The organism is uncultured Chitinibacter sp. (genome assembly GCF_945957625.1).
GTDB lineage: Bacteria > Pseudomonadota > Gammaproteobacteria > Burkholderiales > Chitinibacteraceae > Chitinibacter > Chitinibacter tainanensis.
Genome location: NZ_CAMFLP010000005.1, coordinates 171,489 through 190,636, shown reverse-complemented (window position 1 = coordinate 190,636; position 19,148 = coordinate 171,489). Strand labels below are relative to the sequence as shown.

Annotated in this window: 17 protein-coding genes; 11 read left to right on the top strand and 6 right to left on the bottom strand. The window is 58.4% G+C overall.

Annotated features, from left to right (window positions below; all coding sequences use genetic code 11):
* The 3 genes from QV747_RS08610 to QV747_RS08600 form a co-directional block, all read right to left on the bottom strand.
* A partial coding sequence (locus QV747_RS08610; RefSeq protein ID WP_273432752.1) for a hypothetical protein occupies positions 1–189 on the bottom strand: 189 nt, incomplete at its 3' end.
* Between the two features lie 90 nt (positions 190–279).
* Complete coding sequence (locus QV747_RS08605; RefSeq protein ID WP_273432750.1) at positions 280–804, bottom strand: DUF934 domain-containing protein; 525 nt, start codon at positions 802–804, stop codon at positions 280–282.
* Positions 797–2,479: a nitrite/sulfite reductase gene (locus QV747_RS08600; RefSeq protein WP_273432748.1), complete on the bottom strand. Its 1,683-nt coding sequence runs from the start codon at positions 2,477–2,479 to the stop codon at positions 797–799. Before QV747_RS08600 ends, QV747_RS08605 begins: the two co-directional genes overlap by 8 nt.
* A 232-nt stretch (positions 2,480–2,711) precedes the next feature.
* On the opposite strand from QV747_RS08600, the gene pepN reads away from it, so the two are divergent.
* Positions 2,712–5,345 (top strand): aminopeptidase N, encoded by a 2,634-nt coding sequence (pepN, locus tag QV747_RS08595; protein WP_273432746.1) that lies wholly within the window; start codon positions 2,712–2,714, stop codon positions 5,343–5,345.
* Between the two features lie 63 nt (positions 5,346–5,408).
* On the opposite strand, the gene QV747_RS08590 is transcribed toward pepN, so the two are convergent.
* From QV747_RS08590 to QV747_RS08580, 3 genes are all read right to left on the bottom strand, one after another.
* The gene (locus tag QV747_RS08590; protein WP_273432744.1) at positions 5,409–7,154 is read right to left on the bottom strand and encodes a flagellinolysin; all 1,746 of its coding nucleotides are present in this window, start codon (positions 7,152–7,154) and stop codon (positions 5,409–5,411) included.
* Between the two features lie 204 nt (positions 7,155–7,358).
* Positions 7,359–8,237: an Hsp33 family molecular chaperone HslO gene (gene hslO, locus QV747_RS08585; protein WP_273432742.1), complete on the bottom strand. Its 879-nt coding sequence runs from the start codon at positions 8,235–8,237 to the stop codon at positions 7,359–7,361.
* A gap of 75 nt (positions 8,238–8,312) precedes the next feature.
* A complete protein-coding gene (locus tag QV747_RS08580; protein WP_047395162.1) occupies positions 8,313–8,882 on the bottom strand; it encodes an MFS transporter in 570 nt (189 codons plus the stop codon).
* Between the two features lie 269 nt (positions 8,883–9,151).
* Between QV747_RS08580 and QV747_RS08575 the strand changes: the two genes are divergently transcribed.
* From QV747_RS08575 to QV747_RS08530, 10 genes are all read left to right on the top strand, one after another.
* Positions 9,152–10,039, top strand: coding sequence for a hypothetical protein (locus QV747_RS08575; protein WP_273432740.1), 888 nt, complete (start codon positions 9,152–9,154; stop codon positions 10,037–10,039).
* 138 nt (positions 10,040–10,177) lie between these two features.
* Complete coding sequence (locus QV747_RS08570) at positions 10,178–10,894, top strand: ABC transporter ATP-binding protein (protein ID WP_273432738.1); 717 nt, start codon at positions 10,178–10,180, stop codon at positions 10,892–10,894.
* Complete coding sequence (locus QV747_RS08565; RefSeq protein WP_273432736.1) at positions 10,891–12,288, top strand: ABC transporter permease; 1,398 nt, start codon at positions 10,891–10,893, stop codon at positions 12,286–12,288. Before QV747_RS08570 ends, QV747_RS08565 begins: the two co-directional genes overlap by 4 nt.
* 98 nt (positions 12,289–12,386) lie before the next feature.
* Positions 12,387–12,581, top strand: a complete 195-nt coding sequence (locus tag QV747_RS08560; protein ID WP_273432734.1) for a LiaI-LiaF-like domain-containing protein — start codon at positions 12,387–12,389, stop codon at positions 12,579–12,581.
* Complete coding sequence (locus QV747_RS08555; protein WP_047395148.1) at positions 12,574–13,353, top strand: outer membrane lipoprotein-sorting protein; 780 nt, start codon at positions 12,574–12,576, stop codon at positions 13,351–13,353. The genes QV747_RS08560 and QV747_RS08555 overlap by 8 nt, the downstream gene beginning before the upstream one ends.
* Positions 13,353–14,804: a hypothetical protein gene (locus QV747_RS08550; RefSeq protein ID WP_273432731.1), complete on the top strand. Its 1,452-nt coding sequence runs from the start codon at positions 13,353–13,355 to the stop codon at positions 14,802–14,804. Before QV747_RS08555 ends, QV747_RS08550 begins: the two co-directional genes overlap by 1 nt.
* A gap of 42 nt (positions 14,805–14,846) precedes the next feature.
* Positions 14,847–15,941 (top strand): sensor histidine kinase, encoded by a 1,095-nt coding sequence (locus QV747_RS08545; RefSeq protein WP_273432729.1) that lies wholly within the window; start codon positions 14,847–14,849, stop codon positions 15,939–15,941.
* Positions 15,938–16,702, top strand: coding sequence for a LytTR family DNA-binding domain-containing protein (locus QV747_RS08540; RefSeq protein WP_273432727.1), 765 nt, complete (start codon positions 15,938–15,940; stop codon positions 16,700–16,702). Before QV747_RS08545 ends, QV747_RS08540 begins: the two co-directional genes overlap by 4 nt.
* A 59-nt stretch (positions 16,703–16,761) precedes the next feature.
* Positions 16,762–17,496, top strand: a complete 735-nt coding sequence (locus QV747_RS08535; RefSeq protein WP_273432725.1) for a response regulator transcription factor — start codon at positions 16,762–16,764, stop codon at positions 17,494–17,496.
* The gene (locus QV747_RS08530) at positions 17,493–19,148 is read left to right on the top strand and encodes a FecR domain-containing protein (RefSeq protein WP_273432723.1); all 1,656 of its coding nucleotides are present in this window, start codon (positions 17,493–17,495) and stop codon (positions 19,146–19,148) included. The genes QV747_RS08535 and QV747_RS08530 overlap by 4 nt, the downstream gene beginning before the upstream one ends.

Genomic DNA, 19,148 nt, shown 5'->3' with positions numbered 1-19,148 from the left:
GAAACTTGTTTTGTTTCGCTGCGTCATCAGCAGAGAGGCCGAACTATACCCACCCATCGAAAACACGTCAACACCAATCCAACGAAAAAGCGCCAACAAGTCGATAAGCGATTGATTTGCAAAGAGGCGAACATCAAAGAAAATCGCAGCAAACCAAGAAAAACAATCCGCAGCAAAAGCCAGCAACATCACAGCACCAGCGCAAAAGCAGCCAAAACCCAGCCTAGAAACACCACAGCCCGCTGACGCGGGCTGTGTTAGGGTTAGAACTAAGGCAATTTAGGCCGTGGCGCGGCGCAGGAACAGTGGCGCCGGCTGCGCCACGCTGCTTTGGTAGAACTCGGTAAAGTCATCAATCCCTTTCACCGCTTCGTAGATATCTTTATCCGCGCGAACTTCAAAGGCGGTAAAGCCGCAGCGCGCAAGATAGTTCAGCGTATCTTTAAAGACATCGCCCACCGCGCGCAATTCGCCGGTAAAACCATAGCGCTCACGCAGCAAGCGGCCGATTGAGAAACCACGCCCATCCGTAAAGGCCGGAAATTCGCAGGCGATCATGCTGAAAGTATTAGCATCTACCGGCAAAGACTCAGGCTCATCGGTCGGTGCGAAACACACCGCCACTTCACGCCCAGCCAGTGCATCACGGTTGGCTAGCCAGTATTGGTACGGAACCAGCACTGCGCCTTGCTCAGGGAGAGATACCTCCCCTGCTTCGTTGGCGACTACCCGCACCCAGCGGTTTTCAACCACTTCACGACCGACAATTACTTTGGCCGCTGCGCTATTTGCTTGCTCAAGCATCGGCTTTCTCCTTGCGAATTGGCTTGCCTTCGTAGACTTTGGCTTTGAATGGCTCGGCGCCAATCCGATCAAAGACTTCAATAAAGCGCTCGTCGCCTTCGCGGTTAGCCACAAACACTTCAATAATCTTGCTCATCACATCCGGCATTTCTTCTTGCGCGAACGATGGGCCGATCACTTTACCCACTTTGGCATCAACGCCCTGGCGACCGCCCAGCGTGATCTGATAGTACTCGGCATTGTTTTTATCCACGCCCAGTACACCGATATTGCCAATGTGGTGATGACCGCAGGCATTAATACAGCCCGACATGTTGACATCGATTTCGCCCAGATCAAATAAATAATCCAGATCATCAAAGCGCTCTTGAATCGCTTGGGCAACAGGGATTGACTTGGCATTGGCCAGCGAACAGAAATCACCACCCGGGCAGCAGATTACGTCGGTGAGCAGACCAATATTGGGCGTTGCAAAACCAATGCGTTTCGCTTCTTCCCACAGTGCCAGCAAATCGGCTTGCTTCACATCGGCCAGAATCAGATTTTGCCCGTGCGATACGCGCACTTCACCAAAACTGAAACGATCGGCCAGCTCGGCCACTGCATCCAGCTGGGCATCAGTTGCATCACCCGGTGGCACACCGGTTTTCTTCAGCGACAAGGTCACTGCGGCATAACCGGCCACTTGGTGCGCGAATACATTGCGCTCTACCCAGCGGGCAAAGGCGGCGTTATCACGTTGCGCTGCGGCAAAACCCGCATCTTGGGCGGGCAAGGCTTCGTAGGCCGGCTTGGTAAAGAAGCGATGATTGCGAGCGATTTCAGCATCGGTCAGCGTTTGCGGGCCGTCTTTTTCAAACGCCCATTCCTGTTCAACCTTGGCGGCAAAGGCTTCCGGCGTCATGGCTTTCACCAGAATCTTGATCCGGGCTTTGTATTTATTATCGCGACGACCGTAACGGTTATACACGCGCAGCACGGCGTTGAGATAAGTCAGCAGGTGTTTCGGCTCTAACCATGGTTTGATCAGATCGCCAATCATCGGCGTGCGGCCAAGGCCACCGCCCACAAAAATCTCGAAGCCTACTTCACCGGCAGCATTCAATTTCACATTGATGCCGATATCGTGCAGCAAGATGGCGGCACGATCTTCTTTGGCACCATTGACCGCGATTTTGAACTTACGTGGCAAGTGTGCGAATTCCGGATGGAATGTCGACCACTGGCGGATAATTTCACACCATGGACGTGGATCGACGATTTCATCATGCGCCACCCCGGCAAATTGATCCGAAGTGGTGTTGCGAATACAGGCGCCAGAAGTTTGAATCGCGTGCATTTCCACGGTGGAGAGTTCAGCCAGCATCTCCGGCACGTTTTCCAGCGCCGGCCAGTTGAACTGGACATTCTGGCGCGTCGTAAAGTGCACATAGCCTTTGTCATATTTGCGGGCCAGCTCAGCCAGCTTGCGCACCTGCTTGCTGCGCAAATGACCGTAAGGAATGGCCACGCGCAACATCGGCGCATGGCGCTGGATATACAGGCCGTTTTGCAAACGCAAAGGGCGGAATTCATCGTCAGTCAGTTCGCCGGCCAGATAGCGGCGCGTCTGGTCGCGGTATTGCGCAACGCGCTGATCCACGATCTTCTGGTCGTATTCGTCGTAAATATACATGGCGGTCAATCCGGTAAAACGGCTAATAGTCCGTCATGATACCGCCGTTCTATATCCAAGAGAACGATTCTTTTTGAATATGTATCAGTTTTTTAGTTCTATCTGATCCAGCGCAAAGCCGAAAAAGCACTCGATTGTCGGCAAGTTGCCACTGGGGGTTTCAGTCATTGTCTTGCCATCGGGCTGGGGTTAATCTTGCAATCTTTATTTGCCCTAAAAAGAGCCGCATCCTATGAGCAGCCGCCAAGCCATCCAGCGTCTGGACTATACCCCCCCACACTATCTGATTGACCGCGTTGATTTGACTTTCGATCTGGAAGATACCCAGACCAAAGTTCATTCACGCCTGATCATCCGGCGTAATAAGGATGTCGCGGCAGATACCCCGCTGGTTTTGCATGGTGAAGCATTGCAACTGGATGCCATTAAGCTCGATGGCGCCACTCTGCCCGCCAGCGCTTACCAAGCGCAAGCGGATCTGCTCACGATTACCCAGATGCCGGAAGATGGCATTCTGGAAATCACTACCACCATTGATCCAGCCAACAACACCAGCTTGATGGGCCTGTATCAGAGCAATGGTAATTTCTTTACCCAGTGTGAAGCCGAAGGCTTTCGCAAGATTACCTATTACCTCGACCGTCCCGATGTGATGGCCAAATTCACCACCACCATTATCGCGGATAAGAGCAAGTACCCGGTCCTGCTCTCGAATGGCAATCGCGTGGGCAGCGGCAACTTAGATAAAAACCGTCACTGGGTGAAATGGGTAGACCCATTCAAAAAGCCAGCCTATCTGTTTGCCTTGGTCGCCGGCAAGCTGGTGCACCTGGCCGGTACACACACCACGCAATCCGGCCGTACGGTCAACATCGAGATTTATGTCGAGCCGGGTGATCTGGATAAATGCCATCATGCCCTGGCCGCAGCGCAAAAAGCCATGGCCTGGGATGAGAGCCGCTATGGCCTTGAATACGATCTGGACACTTACATGATCGTGGCCGTTTCCGACTTTAATATGGGCGCGATGGAAAACAAGGGTTTGAATATCTTCAACACCAAATACGTGTTGGCCAAGCCCGAAACCGCCACTGATGCCGACTTTGACGGCATTGATGCCGTGGTAGCGCATGAGTATTTCCACAACTGGACCGGCAACCGCGTGACCTGTCGGGATTGGTTCCAGCTTAGCCTGAAAGAAGGCCTGACCGTTTACCGCGATCAAGAGTTTTCCAGCGACATCGGCTCGCGCGCCGTACAGCGTATTCACAATGTGCGCGTGCTACGCACGCATCAGTTTGCCGAAGATGCGGGCCCGCAAGCGCACCCCATCCGCCCGGATGAATATCTGGAAATCAATAACTTCTACACCCTCACTGTGTATGAAAAAGGCAGCGAAATCGTGCGCATGTACGAAACCCTGCTTGGTCGCGACGGTTTCCGCAAAGGGATGGATCTGTACTTTAAGCGCCACGATGGGCAGGCGGTCACCTGCGATGATTTCCGCGCCGCGATGGCCGATGCCAATCAAGTCGACCTGACCCAGTTTGAACGCTGGTACAGTCAGGCTGGCACCCCCCGGGTATCGGCCTGCGGGGCTTATGATGCGGGCGCGCAGCGCTATACCCTTACCCTGCGCCAAAGCTGCCCGGCCACACCGGGCCAAAGCCAGAAGCTGCCATTCCATATTCCGGTTGCCGTCGGTCTGATTGATCGCCGCGGCCAAGATTTGCCGCTGCAGCTCGCGGGCGAAGCCACTGCCGGCGCGCCAACGCGGGTGCTGGAATTGCGCGAAGCCGAACAAAGCTTCACCTTTATCAATGTGCCTTGCCCACCGGTGCCATCGCTGTCGCGTGAGTTTTCCGCACCCGTGGTGCTCGATTACGCCTACAGCGATGAAGAGCTGCTGTTCCTGATGGCACACGACAGTGATGCTTTTGGCCGCTGGGAAGCGGCAAACCAGCTGGCAGTGAAACTGATCCTGCAACTGTATCGCCAACCGGCCGAACAACCGCTACTGGCACCGGCCAACTTCATTGAAGCCTATCGCAAGGTGCTCAATAGTAAGCTGGACCCAGCATTAGTCGCGCTGATGCTGGAATTACCGGATGAAAAATACCTGCTCGAGCAACTGGACGCCGTCGACCCTAGCCGCCTGGCGCTGGTGGGTAGCAGCCTGAAACAGCAGCTTGCGCGCGAACTGCGCCAAGAGCTATTGGCCCACTATCAACAACTGAATGATGGCAGCCCATATCGCTACGGCGGTGAGCAAGTAGCGCGCCGCAGCCTGAAAAACGTCTGCCTTGATTACCTCGCTGAACTCGATGAAGCCATGATCGGCAGCCTGCTGGCCGAGCAATATCGCAAAGCCGACAATATGACCGACCGGCTGGCGGCTCTCAAGGCGCTGGTCAATCGCGACGGCGGCGAAGCGCAATTGGCCGATTTTGCCCAGCAATGGCACGATGATGCGCTGGTGATGGATAAATGGTTTGCCCTGCAGGCCACCAGCCGCCGCCCAGGCGCATTAAACCGCGTGCAAAGCCTGCTGGCTCATCCGGCCTTCTCGCTGAAAAACCCGAATAAGGTCCGGGCCTTGCTCACTTCATTCTGCAGCCTGAACTTGCAGCATTTCCATGCCGCGGATGGCTATGCCTATGCTTTTGCCGCCGACAAAATCATTGAGCTCGATGCCATCAACCCGCAAGTGGCCGCGCGCCTGGCTGGCAGCTTTAATCGCTGGACCAAGGTCGAACCGCAACGCCAGTCGCTGATGAAGCAAGAGCTGGAGCGGATCCGCGCGCACGAAGGTTTGTCATCCGACACCTACGAGATTGTGAGCAAAGCGCTGCAAGCCGCGCAGTAAATGCGAGCAGCAGCCAATAAAAAACCGCCCCTCAGGGCGGTTTTTTATTGCAGCTTGCGAAGCTTAGCCACGTAGCAGTGACAGGGCCAGCTGCGGCAAACTATTGGCTTGTGCCAGCATGGCTGTGCCGGCCTGTTGCAGTATTTGCTGGCGGGTGAGATTGGCGGTTTCCTGCGCATAGTCGGTATCGCGGATTCGCGAGCGCGCCGCGCTATTGTTTTCGATGGTGTTGCTGACATTATTAATCGCCGACTGCAAGCGCGATAAATTAGCGCCAGCCTTGGCCCGCTCGCCATTAATATAATCGAGCGCTTCATCAGCATGGGCGATCGCCAGTGTGGGCAGCTTCACCAGATCGATATCATCCAGCCCCAGATTTTTGGCACTCATCCCGCCAAACTGCACGGTGATTTTTTGCCCGGCCCCATTGCCCACCTGAAAGGTCGTTTCTTTTAGCCCCGTTGCGCCCTGCACATCAATGCCAGTCGTGCCCGCCGCCCATACCTGCTTAAAACCCTTGAGCACCTGCTTATTAAATTGCGTCCCTTGATCTTTAAATACGTCGGTACTACTCAGCGGCGCTTTGCCATCCACATCGGCACCGCCCAATGCGCCGGTATCGGCATTGGTGAGGTTCACGCCCAGATTGGTAAACAGGGCCGGCGTGGCCGCAGCGGCCAGAAATTTGCTATCAAAATCATTAAAGCTGGCAAAGGCGCCATGGCTGGCATTGGTGAGCGCCTGATCGAGGGTAGAGCCGGTATTTTTGCTAAGGTAGGTCATGATGTCTTTGATCCCCTCCCCTCCGGCGGCTTTAATTTGCTGATGCATATAACGCACCGCCAGATAACCGCCGCTATACACCGCCGAGCCGCTGGCGGGGTTGGTTTTATAGCTTAAAGCCACCGCCGTACTGGTACCGCCCGAGGTATCGGCAAAGAGACGCTCATCGGCACCGTGGATGAATTCGGCCATCCCTTCTTTGAACCACGTATCCATGGGGGCAAAGTTCATGGTGCGCCCCATGACGGCATGCACCATTTCATGCGCAATAATCCGGTCGCTATACACCGTGCCATTGTCCATTGCCACGCCACCACCATCAGGTAGGTTGGGCGGTTTGAAATCCTCGGGGTCAATCCAGAGGAACATATTCAGAGTTTTGCCATTGGCGTCGGCTGTACCGGTTGTACTACCGACGGCCGCTGCAGCGCCGCCCGCTACATTACTCAGCCCCGAGCCTGCCGGTGGCTCAAAGACGATATTCAGATCAACGCCATCGGCGGTAATGCCCAGCAGATTGGTAATCCGGGTTTCGGCTTCTTCCAGCCAGCCCATTTTCAAGCCATCAATAATGCCGCGCCGAGCCGCATCGCCCCCCAAGCTACTTTCCGATTGGGCAAAGATTTTTTGGCCGTTAAATTCGGCATTCTGCGCTTGGGTGCTGAGGCTTTGCAGCAGTTGATTCGCCTCGGCCTGCAAGGCTTGCCGATCCGAGCCCGACAAACTGCCGTTGGCAGCTTGCACGCCTAGCTCTCGAATGCGCTGCACGACATCGGCGGCATTACTCATCGCGCCTTCAGCGGTCTGCAATAAGGAAACGCCATCATTCATATTGCGCACAGCTTGCTGATCGCCTCGAATCAGCGATTCCATGCGGCTGGAAATCGCCAGACCGGCCGCGTCATCCTTGGCGGAGTTGATGCGCAGGCCAGACGACAGACGTGACAAGACCTGACTCAGACCAGTACCGGTCTGGGCCAGGTGGCGCTGCGTATTCAGCGCGGGCACGTTTGTCGTAATTTGCATGGAGCAAACACCTCAGGCGGGGAAACACCCCATCATCAGCGCTATCGGCAACTTGACAAAATACTTTAAGCCTTGAAAGAAAAATCTTTGCACGCATCCCGCGACAGGCTGCCCCACAAAAGAAAACCGGCCAAGCGGCCGGTTATTCTCTGAGGGGTATCGGCTGCTAGCGCTTGATATTAAAAGGCCAGAGCGATATACCCATTATTGGATCGCGGTACTACCCGGCGCTTCATGGGTGGCAAACAGCGCCCCGACATCAACGGCATCAAAGCCGTATTCCTTGCCGCAGAAATCGCACACCACATGCACTTGGCCACGTTCGGCCAAAAGCTCATCCACTTCTGGGCGCTCCATCAGCTTGATCATGCCGCCCACGCGCTCGCGCGAACAGGTGCAGGCAAAGCGGGGCGTTGCCGGCTCGAATACGCGGACACTGTCTTCGTGGAACAGGCGATACAGCGTTTCACGCGGTGGCAATTGCAAGAGCTCTTCGTGCTTGACCGTGTCGGCCAGGGTCACCAAGTGTTCCCAGCTTTGCTCGGCATCGTCTTGCGCGGGCATTTTTTGCAGCATCATGCCGGCAGCCATGCCATCTTGGCAGGCGAGCCACAGCCGGGTATCCAGCTGCTCGGAATGGGTCATGTAATGCTCGATAATCTGCGCCACGGTTTGGCCCGCTTGCATGCCCACCACGCCCTGATATGGCTCACCCACGCGTGGATCAAGGGTAATAAAGAAGCGTCCGCCGCCCAGCAGCTCGGCAATTGACCAATCGCTCGGTGCGGCCGCGATTTTCTCGGCATCCCAACGCGCAGTCGCCCGCAGGGTTTTCTCGCTGGTCACTTCCACCACCAAAAGCTGCAAAGCGCCGGGGCCGTGCATTTGCATAATCAGCGTGCCATCAAATTTCAGCATCGCCGACAGCAAAGCGCCAGCCGCCATCAGCTCGCCCAGACGCTCGCGCAAGATAGCTGGGTAATCATGGCGATTGAGCACTTCCTGATAGGTGGCTTCCAGTTGCACCAGTTCGCCACGAACCGGCGCGTTGTCAAACAGGAAGCGTTCCAAAACATCTTTCATCACTACAACCTAAATATCGGATTAATCTGGATTGCCGCGCATTATACCCGAAGCCCACCGCCGGCTTGCGGCCGGCTAGCCCAGCTGCTCGGTGAGCTGATAGCTGGTCATCGGCAGACTAGAGCTCACATCAAAGGCGCAGCCGGCCTCGATGCCGGCTTTGGCCAAGGCCGCGGCATCGAGCGTGTCATACAGCGCATGCATGGCCCCAATCGCGTAATCGCGGCCGCTGCCCATCGCCCAGAATCGCTGAAACTCATACACTTCGCGCAGGCTATAAACGCCAAAAATGCCGTAGGCATTGGCGATTAGCACCGTCATCTGGCTCGACTCGTAAGGGTCGTCCTCTTCCTCTTCGGGCTTGAGGTAAAACTCTTCCTTGAGCTTGGCGTGTAATTTGCGGAATGACTCAAAGATGGCGGCGCGGCTGGTAAAATCAAGGTTCTTAATCCGTTTGAGCGCCGATTGCAGCACCAGATCATGCGCGGCGCTGCCGCAAATGGCGAAATAGCTGCCATCGTGCTGGAAAATCTTATTCCAGCGCGCATCGTCCAGCGCACCCAGCCGCATATCTCCAAAAGTTGATTGGCTATCTGCCGCAATAGCAATCTGGCCGTCTTTGCGCACCACCACTACCGTTGTCATGGTTTTTTGCGTTCCTGCTGTCCGAAAAACCAAAGTCTGAGCCGCAGCGGGCGCAGGCGTCAACCTTGCCGCCCAGCGCTGCGGCATTTTACCCCCGCCAAGTCACGGCCCGTTTTACCAAGGGGCTAGCCCCCAGCCGGCACTTTATCGCCCATCCGGTGCGTTTATCGATGCTAAAGGCATTTAATCGCATGTCATCCAGTGCTCTGCCGCCGCTGCGTACAGTGCTCGCACCGCCCTGCGGTCTCATCATACAACTGGAGAACACCATGCATCGATCGATCTGGCTGACGCTAATGGCGCTCAGCACCCCGTGGCTGGCTTACGCCAACGACACAAGCGTTGATTACAGCGCCAGCTATTTATTCACGCGCGATTTTGAACTCAATCGCGGCGGCGAAGCGCGCTTTAACTGGCAGCAAGTGGGCATTGGTGTGCAACACCGCCTCGATCCGCAGCGCACTCTGGGGCTCGACATCAGCGGCGGCAAGCAAAAATGGACCTTTACCCAGCCCAAAGCTTGGGGCGGGCGCGCGCCATGGCAAACCCTTGAACGGGCCGGGCTCAGTGTGAGCTATCAGTACGCCAGCCAAGATGGCTGGATTTATCAAATCGCGCCGGGGATCGAATACGCCGGCGAAGCCGATGCCAAGCGCAGTGATGCCCTCGGCTACGGTGCAACCGGCTTTATTGCGCGCGCATGGAGCCCCGATCTCTTGCTCGGGCTGGGTATTTCGGCTTGGAGCGGTTTAGAGAACACCAGCGCCTTTCCGTTTATTGTGGTCGATTGGCGGATTAGTCCCAGCTTGCGCCTGCACAACCCATTTAGCGCCGGCCCCGTTGGCCCGGCAGGGCTGGAGCTAAGCTGGTCCCCCCTGCCCAAACTGGAGCTGGCCACCGGCGCCACCATCCGCAGCTACAGCAGCCGGCTCGCCGCCAACAATACCGTGGCCGCAGGCGGAGTACTAGAGCAAACCACGGTGCCGGTGTTTGTGCGCGCCGGCTATGCCTTTAGCCCGTTTATGCGACTGGATGCCTATCTGGGCGCAGGTCTGGCGGGCAAGCTCACCCTGCACGACGCCCAAGAACGCGAAATCAGCCAGGAAAAGCACGATCCAGCGCCGTTTATGGCGATTGCGGTCAGCGGCACCTTCTAAAGCGCGGTCATTCATCGGTGCGGGTGGCGTTTTATCCCGCGGCCATGCAGCTCGTCGCAGCCACCAGCACCGCCCATGCCAACGCCATACAGTAGTGACATCCACTGCTAGCTCACTAGCGATCTGAAGGAAACCACCATGTCTATCTTGCAAATTCGCCAGCTGAACAAGCGCTACCGGCTGGACGACATTAGCGTGCCGGCGCTGACCGATATCCAGCTGGATATTCAGCCCAATCGCTTTACCGTACTTTCCGGCCCCTCCGGCAGTGGCAAAACCACATTGCTGAATTTAATTGGCGCGCTCGATCGCCCCACAAGCGGCGAAATCATCCTCAATGGCCAGCCTTTATCGCGGCTGAATGACGATCAGCTGGCGGATTTTCGGGCCCGGCAGATTGGGTTTATTTTTCAAAACTTTAATTTGCTGCCGGTGTTATCGGCCTATGAAAACGTCGAATACCCACTGATTCTGGCCAAAGTGCCACCTCAGGTGCGGCGCAACCGCGTGATGGAATTACTCGCTGCAGTCGGCCTTGCCGACAAGGCCCAGCATCGCCCCGGCCAACTCTCGGGCGGGCAACGCCAACGGGTGGCTATTGCCCGGGCGCTGGCCACCAATGCGCAATGGATTCTGGCGGATGAGCCCACGGCCAATCTCGATCAAGCCACCGGCGCGGCAATTATCGCGCTGATGCGGCAGATGCAACGCGATCTGCAGGTGTCGTTTATTTTTTCTTCCCACGATCCGCAAGTGCTGGCGGCGGCCGATGAGGCGGTGTTTATCCGCGATGGCCGCATCGTCGAAAGCCGCAACCTGGCAAGCCAGCCGCACCCTGAGAGGGCCTACGCATGAAAATCCTGACTTTGGCCGCGCGCAATCTAACGCGCAATCGCCGCCGCTCGCTGGCCACCTTGCTGGCGATGACCATCGGCTTGATGGCCGTGCTTTTGTTCGGCGGCTATAGCGGCAATATCAATCTGGGCCTGCAAACCGGCTTTGTGCGCAGCAGCGGCCATTTGCAAATTCAACATCGTGATTATTTTCTGTTTGGCAGCGGCAACCCGGCTGCCTACGGCATTGTCGATTACCAGCGCTTAATCCGCACCATCGAAGCCGACCCGGTATTGCGGCCAATGCTCACGGTCGTGACCCCCACGCTCAGCCTGGGCGGGATTGCCGGAAATTTTAATGCTGGAGTATCGCGCACTGTGCTAGGTAGCGGCGTGGTGGTGGACGAGCAAAATCAGCTGCGGCAATGGAATGACTACCGCTTTCCCGGCGCCGCCCGCTTACTGCCGCTCACCGGCAGCGCGCCCAATGGCGCCACCATCGGCACGGGCGTGGCACGGGTATTGCAGCTGTGTGGCGAATTAAACGTCAAACATTGCCCGCAACCCGCACACGAGGCGATGGATGCCAGCAAAACCGCGACACCCACTGATCTAGCTGCCTTGGGCGCAGCCAGCCAAAACCCAGCAGCGCCAGCCGCTCAAGCCGGCACACGGATTGAGCTGTTGGCCGCCAATGCGCATGGCGCGCCCAATGTGGCGGCGCTGGATGTGGTGAAAGCCGAGCAGCTGGGGGTGAAAGAGCTGGACGATATCGCCATCACCCTGCATCTGCGCCAGGCGCAACAGCTGATTTACGGCCAAGACACGCCCAAAGTCACCGCGGTGGTGGTGCAGCTGAAACACACGTCCCAAATGCCCGCCGCCCGCGAACGGCTTGAAACCCTGCTGCGCAGCCAGTTTAAGGCGCAGCCACTGGCGGTGCAGGATTTCGCCACCTTAAACCCCAGTTACGGCCAGATCACCGGCATGTTTGCCGCCATCTTCGGCTTTATCGCCATCCTGATCGGCGCCATCGTGCTGTTCACGGTGGGCAACACCATGAATATGGCGATTGTGGAGCGCACAGTCGAAATCGGCACCTTGCGGGCCATGGGCTTGCGGGCCCGCGGTATCCGCCAGCTGTTTTTATGTGAAGGCGTGCTGCTAGGCGCCGCCAGCGCCGTCACCGGCCTGAGCTTGGCTCTCTTGCTGGCTTATGTGATTAACCACAGCGGCCTGACCTGGATGCCACCGGGCAATAGCGAACCCGTGGCGCTCACCGTGCGGGTGTGGGGCGAATGGGGGATGTTGCTGGGGAGCGCGCTGGGGCTCTTGCTGGTGGCTGCATTCTCGGCCTGGTGGCCCGCCCGCCGTGCCAGCGCGCTGAATATTGTCGATGCCTTGCGGCATGCCTAAACCCATCGGCCTACCCTGCCAGATATACCTAGCCGAGTATGCCGATTGAAACCATATCAAACCTAATCTAGCGGCTTATACCCGCGAAGGAGCACATCATGAAACACGCATTCATTCTTATCCTGCTGGGCGTGGCTTTTCTCGGCCACAACTTGGGCCTGTGGCCAAATCTCTTTAGCCTGCTTAGCGTGTGGTGGCCGCTGATCTTAATCGCGGTGGGCATCGCCGGCCTGCTGGCGCCACGCCGTAGCGAACATCATTGCAGCCACCCTCGGGAGCAAGGCCATGTTTAAACCGCTACCCCGCTATGGCCTGCTGCTGGCCAGCGCCTTGCTAGCCGCCAGCGCCGCAGCAGCCCCGACGGCACAAAGCCTGCTGGCCACCAGCGATGGCATTCGCAACCCCAGCCAATCGTTTGCCCTCACCAGCACGCTGACCGAATACCGCAATGGCCAGCAAACCGAGCAAACCACGCTGGCGGTGTATGCACGGGCTGAGCCCAATACGGGCCAATACCGCAACCTGATCCGCTTTGTGGCCCCGCAGCGTGATAACGGCAAATTGCTGCTGAAAAACGGCAACGACCTGTGGTTTTTCGATCCGGCCAGCAAGGCCAGCGTGCGCATCTCGCCACAGCAGCGTTTACTGGGGCAGGCGGCCAATGGCGATGTGGTCACGGTGAATCTGGCCGTGGATTACAGCGCCCAGCTCGCCGGTGAAGAAGCGGTGCAAGATGGTCAGCAGCAGCCGCGCCAAGCGTATTTACTCAAGCTCAGCGCCAAAACGCCAGAGGTAACATACCACCGCATCGATTACTGGCTGGATAAAACCAGCTTGCAGCCGATCAAGGCGCGGTTTTATTCCAGTAGCGATCGTTTGCTGAAAACCGCTTTTTATCGCAAGTTTGAACAGCAACTCGGCGCCCTGCGCCCAACCGAAACGGTGATCATCGACGGGCTCGACCCCAAATGGATTACCGTGGTGCGCAGTAGTGACTGGCGTTATCGCGACGTGCCGGAAAACTGGCTGCAGCGTGAGTATCTGCCCAACTTTAAGGCCGAATAATGCGCAACCCACCCCGCCCGCGTGCTGGGCGCTGGCACCATTGGCGGCGCGCCAGCCTTGGCCTCATCGCCAGCGCCATTGCCAGTGCCATCACCAGCCTGTCTCCCAACGCCAACGCCGCTGCGCTCGTCGCCCCCGGCGAGAGCACGACGGCGAGCGCGTTTATCACAGCAAATGAGCCGCTGGCGAATACTGGAAGCGACAGCGCCCCGGCCACACCCGCCAGCCCGAATAGCGGCGATGAGTTGGCGGCGTTTGCCCTGCTGGATGCTGCCACACCAACGCCCGCCAGCCCGCCACTGCAGCGGCCATGGCGGGGCTTTATTGAGGGTATGGCCGGCAGTTTCAAGCCAGATAACGGTGCTGGCGAGATACAGGATGGGCGTATCTCGCTGGATCTGGCGCTGGATTGGACTTTCGCCCCCGGCTGGCGCTTACTGGGGGCGAATCGGCTCGATCTACGCCAGCAGCAAGCCAGCCACGATGGCCACTGGCAGGATAGCCAGACCAATACTCTGAAAGAGTTGTATCTTAGCTGGCAAGCCAGCCCGGATTGGGTGCATCAGCTGGGGCGGATTAATCTGCGCCAGGGCGTGGCGCTGGGCTACAACCCCACCGATTATTTTAAAGTGGGCGCGCTGCGCTCGATTGTGTCGATTGCCCCCGATAGCCTGCGGGAAAACCGCCTCGGCAGCGGCATGTGGCGCAGCCAGTGGTTGTGGGCCGGCGGCGCGGCCAGCCTGGCTTATTCACCCAAGCTGGGCGATCAGCGCAGCAGCAGTCCTTTCTCACCCGACTGGGCCGCCAGCAACCCGGCCCACCGCATGCTGCTGAGCTACAGCCCTAGCCTGAATGAGCGCTGGAGTGTGCAAGGGCTGATGCTGGCCGAAAGTGGCGCCCCGCCGCAGTGGGGATTGAATATTAGCCTGCTGGCCAATGACGCCACCACGCTGTTTGCCGAATACAGCGGGGGGTATAGCCATGATCTGCTTGCAGCATCGGGCACTGCAGGTGATACCCACTGGCAACAGCAAATTGCTACCGGCGCGACGGTGACCTGGCCACTGGCCGGCAGCAGCCTGAGCAGCACGCTGGAATACCACTACAACGGCCGCGCGGCCAATCAGGCGCAGTGGCAGGCTTTGCAGCAAGATTTACCGCGCTATGGCCGCTATCGCCAGGCCGCCGGCCTGCTGCAAGCCCCGCCCACCCAGCACAATCTGTTTGCGCTGGTGAGCTGGAACAAGGCATTTTGGCCACAGCTGGAGCTCAGCCTGATGCTTAATCATGATCTGGTCGATCACAGCCACCAGCAGTGGCTCGAAGCCCGCTATCATTGGGCGCAAGCCGATCTGGCCCTGCAATGGACCCACAGCAGTGGCAGCGCCTTGAGCCACTATGGCGCACAAGCCGGCGAGCGTTGGCAACTGTTGTTGCGCTACTATTTCTAACAACGCCGCCCTACTTATTCAATTATTGCCCAAGGATTTCGCGTGGCTATTTTCTCCACCCGCTATGAATTACCCGAGCAGCCTTGGTGGCAGGAAGTGCTGATTTTGCTGGTGATCAATAGCTGCATCGGCGGCTTTTTGACCATCATCGAAGCCGGGCGCGAATTCAGTAGCAATATGCTGATCGCGCACAGCATTGGCGCCTCGATTGGCGTATTTAATTATTTGCTGTGCCGGGCTTTCCCGCGCGTGCAGTGGAATTGGCGCACCCCGATTGCCATGCTGTTGGGGGTGTATAGCGGCTTTCATGTCGCCAGCTGGTTTGGCGAGCCCAATTATTTGGATTACATGCTGGCCGACCCCAGCGGCCAATGGCGCTCGCTGGCGATTACGCTGGCCATTTCGGTGGTGGCCTGCGCGTTTTTTGTGATCTGGTATCACTCGATGGCGTTTAAAACCGAAATGGAAAAAGCCCAGCGCCGTGAAGCCGAGGCGAGGCAGGCCGAAACCGCCAGCCAGCTGGCCATGCTGCAAGCGCAGATTGAGCCGCATTTTCTGTTTAACACCCTTGCCAATGTGCATAGCCTGATTAGCCGCGAACCGGGGCGGGCGCAAATCATGCTTGAACACTTGAATAATTATCTGCGTGCCAGCCTAAGCCGCACCCGCCAGCGCCATAGCACGCTGGCTGATGAGCTACACCTGCTGGAAGCCCTGCTGGCCATCAGCGCCATCCGCTTGGGTGAGCGCCTGCGCTATCGCTTGGAAATCGAGCCGGCCACCCGCGCGGCGCGGCTACCGCCGCTGCTCTTGCAGCCCTTGGTTGAAAACGCGCTAGAACACGGCATCGAGCCGGCGATTGAGGGTGGCGAAATCATCGTTCGCGCGACGCACACTGGCCAGCAGCTGTGCCTGCAGGTGCTCGATAGCGGGCTCGGCTGGTCGGCGCAAAGTGAGGCCAGCAGCGGCATTGGCCTGGCGAATGTGCGCGCGCGGCTAGAGGCGCTGTATGGCGCGGATGGCCAGCTGGCGATTTATCCGCACCCGGCCGGCCGCGGTGTCCTGGCCGAAATCCGCCTGCCCTTCGAGCTGGAGCCCAGCGCAACCGCAACCGCCATTCAGGAAACTCACCCATGAGCCCCACCCCGCTGCGCGCCCTGATCGCCGATGATGAACCGCTGCTGGCCCAGGCGCTGGCCGAGCGGCTGCAACAGCTGTGGCCCGCGCTGCAAATTATTGGCATTGCCCGTAACGGGCTGGAAGCCAGCGCGATCTTGGCCAGCCAGCAGCCCGAATTGGCGTTTTTGGATATCCGCATGCCGGGCTTATCGGGCTTGCAGGTGGCGGGCACCCAGCAGCACACGCGCATCGTGTTTGTGACCGCGTATGACGAATACGCGGTGGCCGCCTTTGAACACAACGCGGTCGATTATCTGCTTAAGCCAGTCAGCGATGAGCGGCTGGCCCAATGCGTGGCCAAACTGCAGCGCAGCCAAGCGCGCCCGGCCGCGCTCGACCCCGCCACGCTGGATTTAAGCCAGCTACTGCGGCAACTCAGCCCCGCCGCCCCCACCTATCTGCACTGGCTAACCACGGGGCTAGCCGAAACCACGCGGCTGGTGGCCTGCGAGGAGGTGCTGTATTTTCAGGCCAATGAAAAATACACCGAGATCATTACCGCGCATGAGCGGCATTTGATCCGCACTTCGCTCAAAGAGCTGCTGCCGCAGCTCGACCCAAGCCGCTTTGCGCAAATTCACCGCAGCTATATCGTCAGCCTGCCGGCGATTTTGAAAATTGACCGTGATTTACTCGGCCGCCAGCGCGTGCATTTAAAAGCCGTGAGCGAGCCCTTACCACTCTCGCGCAGCCACGCCGGCCAATTCAAACAAATGTAAGGCGCGGCTTTTGGTAAAATGGCCGCATTTCATCCTTTGCCGGCCTCGCCGGCCACAGCATGATGCGGATCGCTGCACTAGACGATGATGCCGACCAGCTGGCGCTGGTGGTACAGACCGTGGGCCAGATGGGCCATCAGATCACAGGGTATAGCCGTGCAGACGAGCTAATTCGCCAGCTACGGCGCGATACCTATGATTTATTGCTGGTCGATTGGGAGCTACCCGATCGCAGTGGCATTGAGGTGATTCAATTTGTTCGCCAGCAATTGGGCGCCAACACCCCGATCATTATGCTGACCCTGCGCAGCAGCGAAGCCGATGTGGTCACCAGCCTGACCGCCGGCGCCGATGATTTTATGACCAAACCGCTGCGCACCAGCGAGCTGCAGGCGCGAATTATGGCCATGGCGCGGCGCACCTACCCGGCTAGCCAAAGCAGCCAGAGCCAGTTTGGTGAATTCACCCTCGATCGGCAGGCCAAGATCATCCATTACGCCGGCGCGCCGCAGCCGCTGAAAGAGCGCGAATACGACTTGGCTGTGGTCCTGTTTGAGCATCTGGGCCAGCTGGTGTCGCGCCAGTATTTACAGGAAACCGTGTGGGGGCTGGCCGTGGAGTTGTCTTCGCGCAGCCTCGATACGCATATTTCCGCCTTGCGCAGCAAATTACAACTGCGCCCCGAGCGCGGCTTTCGTTTAAGCGCCGTGTATGGCCATGGCTACCGGCTGGATGCGCTAAGCGATACCGCCCCCGGCACAGCCGCTACTTCCCTGCAGGATTCAACCGTATGAAGCATTTTTCTCTGCACCAGCTGGCGGTATTGCTAGCCGGCTGCGCCGTGCTGGCCAGCGCGAGCACACTGGTGCACGCCAACGAAGCCACCATTCAGTATCAAGTCAAAGCCGGCGACAACCTCTACACGCTGGCGCGCCAGCAATTACTGCGCCCCAGCGATTGGGCAGTGGTGGCCAAGCTGAACAAAATCAGCGACCCGAATATCCTGCAGCCCGGCAGCAGCTTGTCAATACCGGTGCGCCTCTTGCGTGGCCAACCGCAAACGGCCACGGTACAACTGGTGCGCGGTGAGGTCAGCATTAGCGCTGGTCCCAATCGCGGTAAACCGCTGGCTGCCGGCCAGACCTTGCGGGAAGGCGACGTGATTCGCGCGGGGGCCAATGGCTGGGTAGGCCTGCTGCTGAGCGACGGTAGCCAGCTGTATGTGTCACCCAATAGCCAGTTTGGGCTGCAAAAAATGCGCGCGATGCCCCAAGCCAATCTGCGCCAGACCGAATTACAGCTTAAAGCCGGCCGCGCCGATTTTGCCGTCCAGCCGCAAACTAGCGGTTCGCGCTTTGAAGTGAAAACGCCGCTGGCGGTCACCGGCGTACGTGGTACCCGCTTTGGCGTAGCCACCAGCGGGCAGCGCGCACTCACCGACTTGGTGGAAGGCAAAGTCGCGATCAGCAGCGCTCAGGCTCAAGCCGAATTGGCCCCGGGCGAGGGCTGGCTGCGCGAAGCCGGCCAGGCCCCCAGCGTGCAAGCCCTGCCGGCCGCGCCAGTATGGATAACGCCGCCCACACAAATCGATGCCCTGCCCTACACCCTGCCGCTGCCCGCCGTGAGCGATGGGGACCTCCTCGTGGGCCAGCTCGAAACCTTAGACACCCCGCCGCGGCTATTGTGGGTGGAACGCGGCCCACAACTCACGCTCACCGGCCCGCTGACTGATGGCGACTACCGCCTGCGGGTGCGGCTGCAAAGCCGCAATGGCCTGCAAGGCCTAGAGCAAATTCAAACCGTTAAACTGAAAACCACGCCACAAGCGCCACTGCTGCAGGCACCACTGGCTGGCAAGCCCATTCCCACCGGCGCGCGGAGTTTTATTTGCGCAGGCGATGAAGATGCCAAGGGGTATCTGTTTGAAATCAGCAGCAGCAAAGACTTTCTGAGCCATACCCAGCAACACATTAGCCAGGGCAGCCTATGCCGCTGGGATCACAGCCTCGCCACAGCCGGCCAATATTACTGGCGCGTGGCCACGCTAGAGCAAGCCGATAGCGCCGCCAGCCGCGGGCCGTTTAGCCCGGTGAGCGCGCTGCAGGTGGTGCCAGCCCCAGTCGCGCCCGAGCCCACTCTGGCGTTTGCCGATGGCCTGACCGTGCAATGGGCCGGCGAAGCGCAGCAGCAATATCAGCTCCAGATTGCCACCGAGCGCAGTTTTGCCCAGCCGCTGATTGATCGCACCGTCAGCGAGCCGCAGGCCAAGCTTGATCTACCACTGGGCTGCATCGATTACTTTATCCGCCTAGAAACCATCAATCAGTACGGCATGCGCTCGGGCTTTTCCAAGCCACGCAAACTGAATCTGCCCCCGGTACTGTGCAGCAGCAATGGTCGCGGGATTGTGGATGCCAATGGCCAGCCTGTGCGGCAGAAGCAGTAA

Bases quoted from the DNA above. Each gene is read 5' to 3' on its own strand.
- QV747_RS08605 (WP_273432750.1), bottom strand. From the start codon at position 804: ATGCTTGAGCAAGCAAATAGCGCAGCGGCCAAAGTAATTGTCGGTCGT.
- QV747_RS08600 (WP_273432748.1), bottom strand. From the start codon at position 2,479: ATGTATATTTACGACGAATACGACCAGAAGATCGTGGATCAGCGCGTT.
- pepN (WP_273432746.1), top strand. From the start codon at position 2,712: ATGAGCAGCCGCCAAGCCATCCAGCGTCTGGACTATACCCCCCCACAC.
- QV747_RS08590 (WP_273432744.1), bottom strand. From the start codon at position 7,154: ATGCAAATTACGACAAACGTGCCCGCGCTGAATACGCAGCGCCACCTG.
- hslO (WP_273432742.1), bottom strand. From the start codon at position 8,237: ATGAAAGATGTTTTGGAACGCTTCCTGTTTGACAACGCGCCGGTTCGT.
- QV747_RS08580 (WP_047395162.1), bottom strand. From the start codon at position 8,882: ATGACAACGGTAGTGGTGGTGCGCAAAGACGGCCAGATTGCTATTGCG.
- QV747_RS08575 (WP_273432740.1), top strand. From the start codon at position 9,152: ATGCATCGATCGATCTGGCTGACGCTAATGGCGCTCAGCACCCCGTGG.
- QV747_RS08570 (WP_273432738.1), top strand. From the start codon at position 10,178: ATGTCTATCTTGCAAATTCGCCAGCTGAACAAGCGCTACCGGCTGGAC.
- QV747_RS08565 (WP_273432736.1), top strand. From the start codon at position 10,891: ATGAAAATCCTGACTTTGGCCGCGCGCAATCTAACGCGCAATCGCCGC.
- QV747_RS08560 (WP_273432734.1), top strand. From the start codon at position 12,387: ATGAAACACGCATTCATTCTTATCCTGCTGGGCGTGGCTTTTCTCGGC.
- QV747_RS08555 (WP_047395148.1), top strand. From the start codon at position 12,574: ATGTTTAAACCGCTACCCCGCTATGGCCTGCTGCTGGCCAGCGCCTTG.
- QV747_RS08550 (WP_273432731.1), top strand. From the start codon at position 13,353: ATGCGCAACCCACCCCGCCCGCGTGCTGGGCGCTGGCACCATTGGCGG.
- QV747_RS08540 (WP_273432727.1), top strand. From the start codon at position 15,938: ATGAGCCCCACCCCGCTGCGCGCCCTGATCGCCGATGATGAACCGCTG.
- QV747_RS08535 (WP_273432725.1), top strand. From the start codon at position 16,762: ATGATGCGGATCGCTGCACTAGACGATGATGCCGACCAGCTGGCGCTG.
- QV747_RS08530 (WP_273432723.1), top strand. From the start codon at position 17,493: ATGAAGCATTTTTCTCTGCACCAGCTGGCGGTATTGCTAGCCGGCTGC.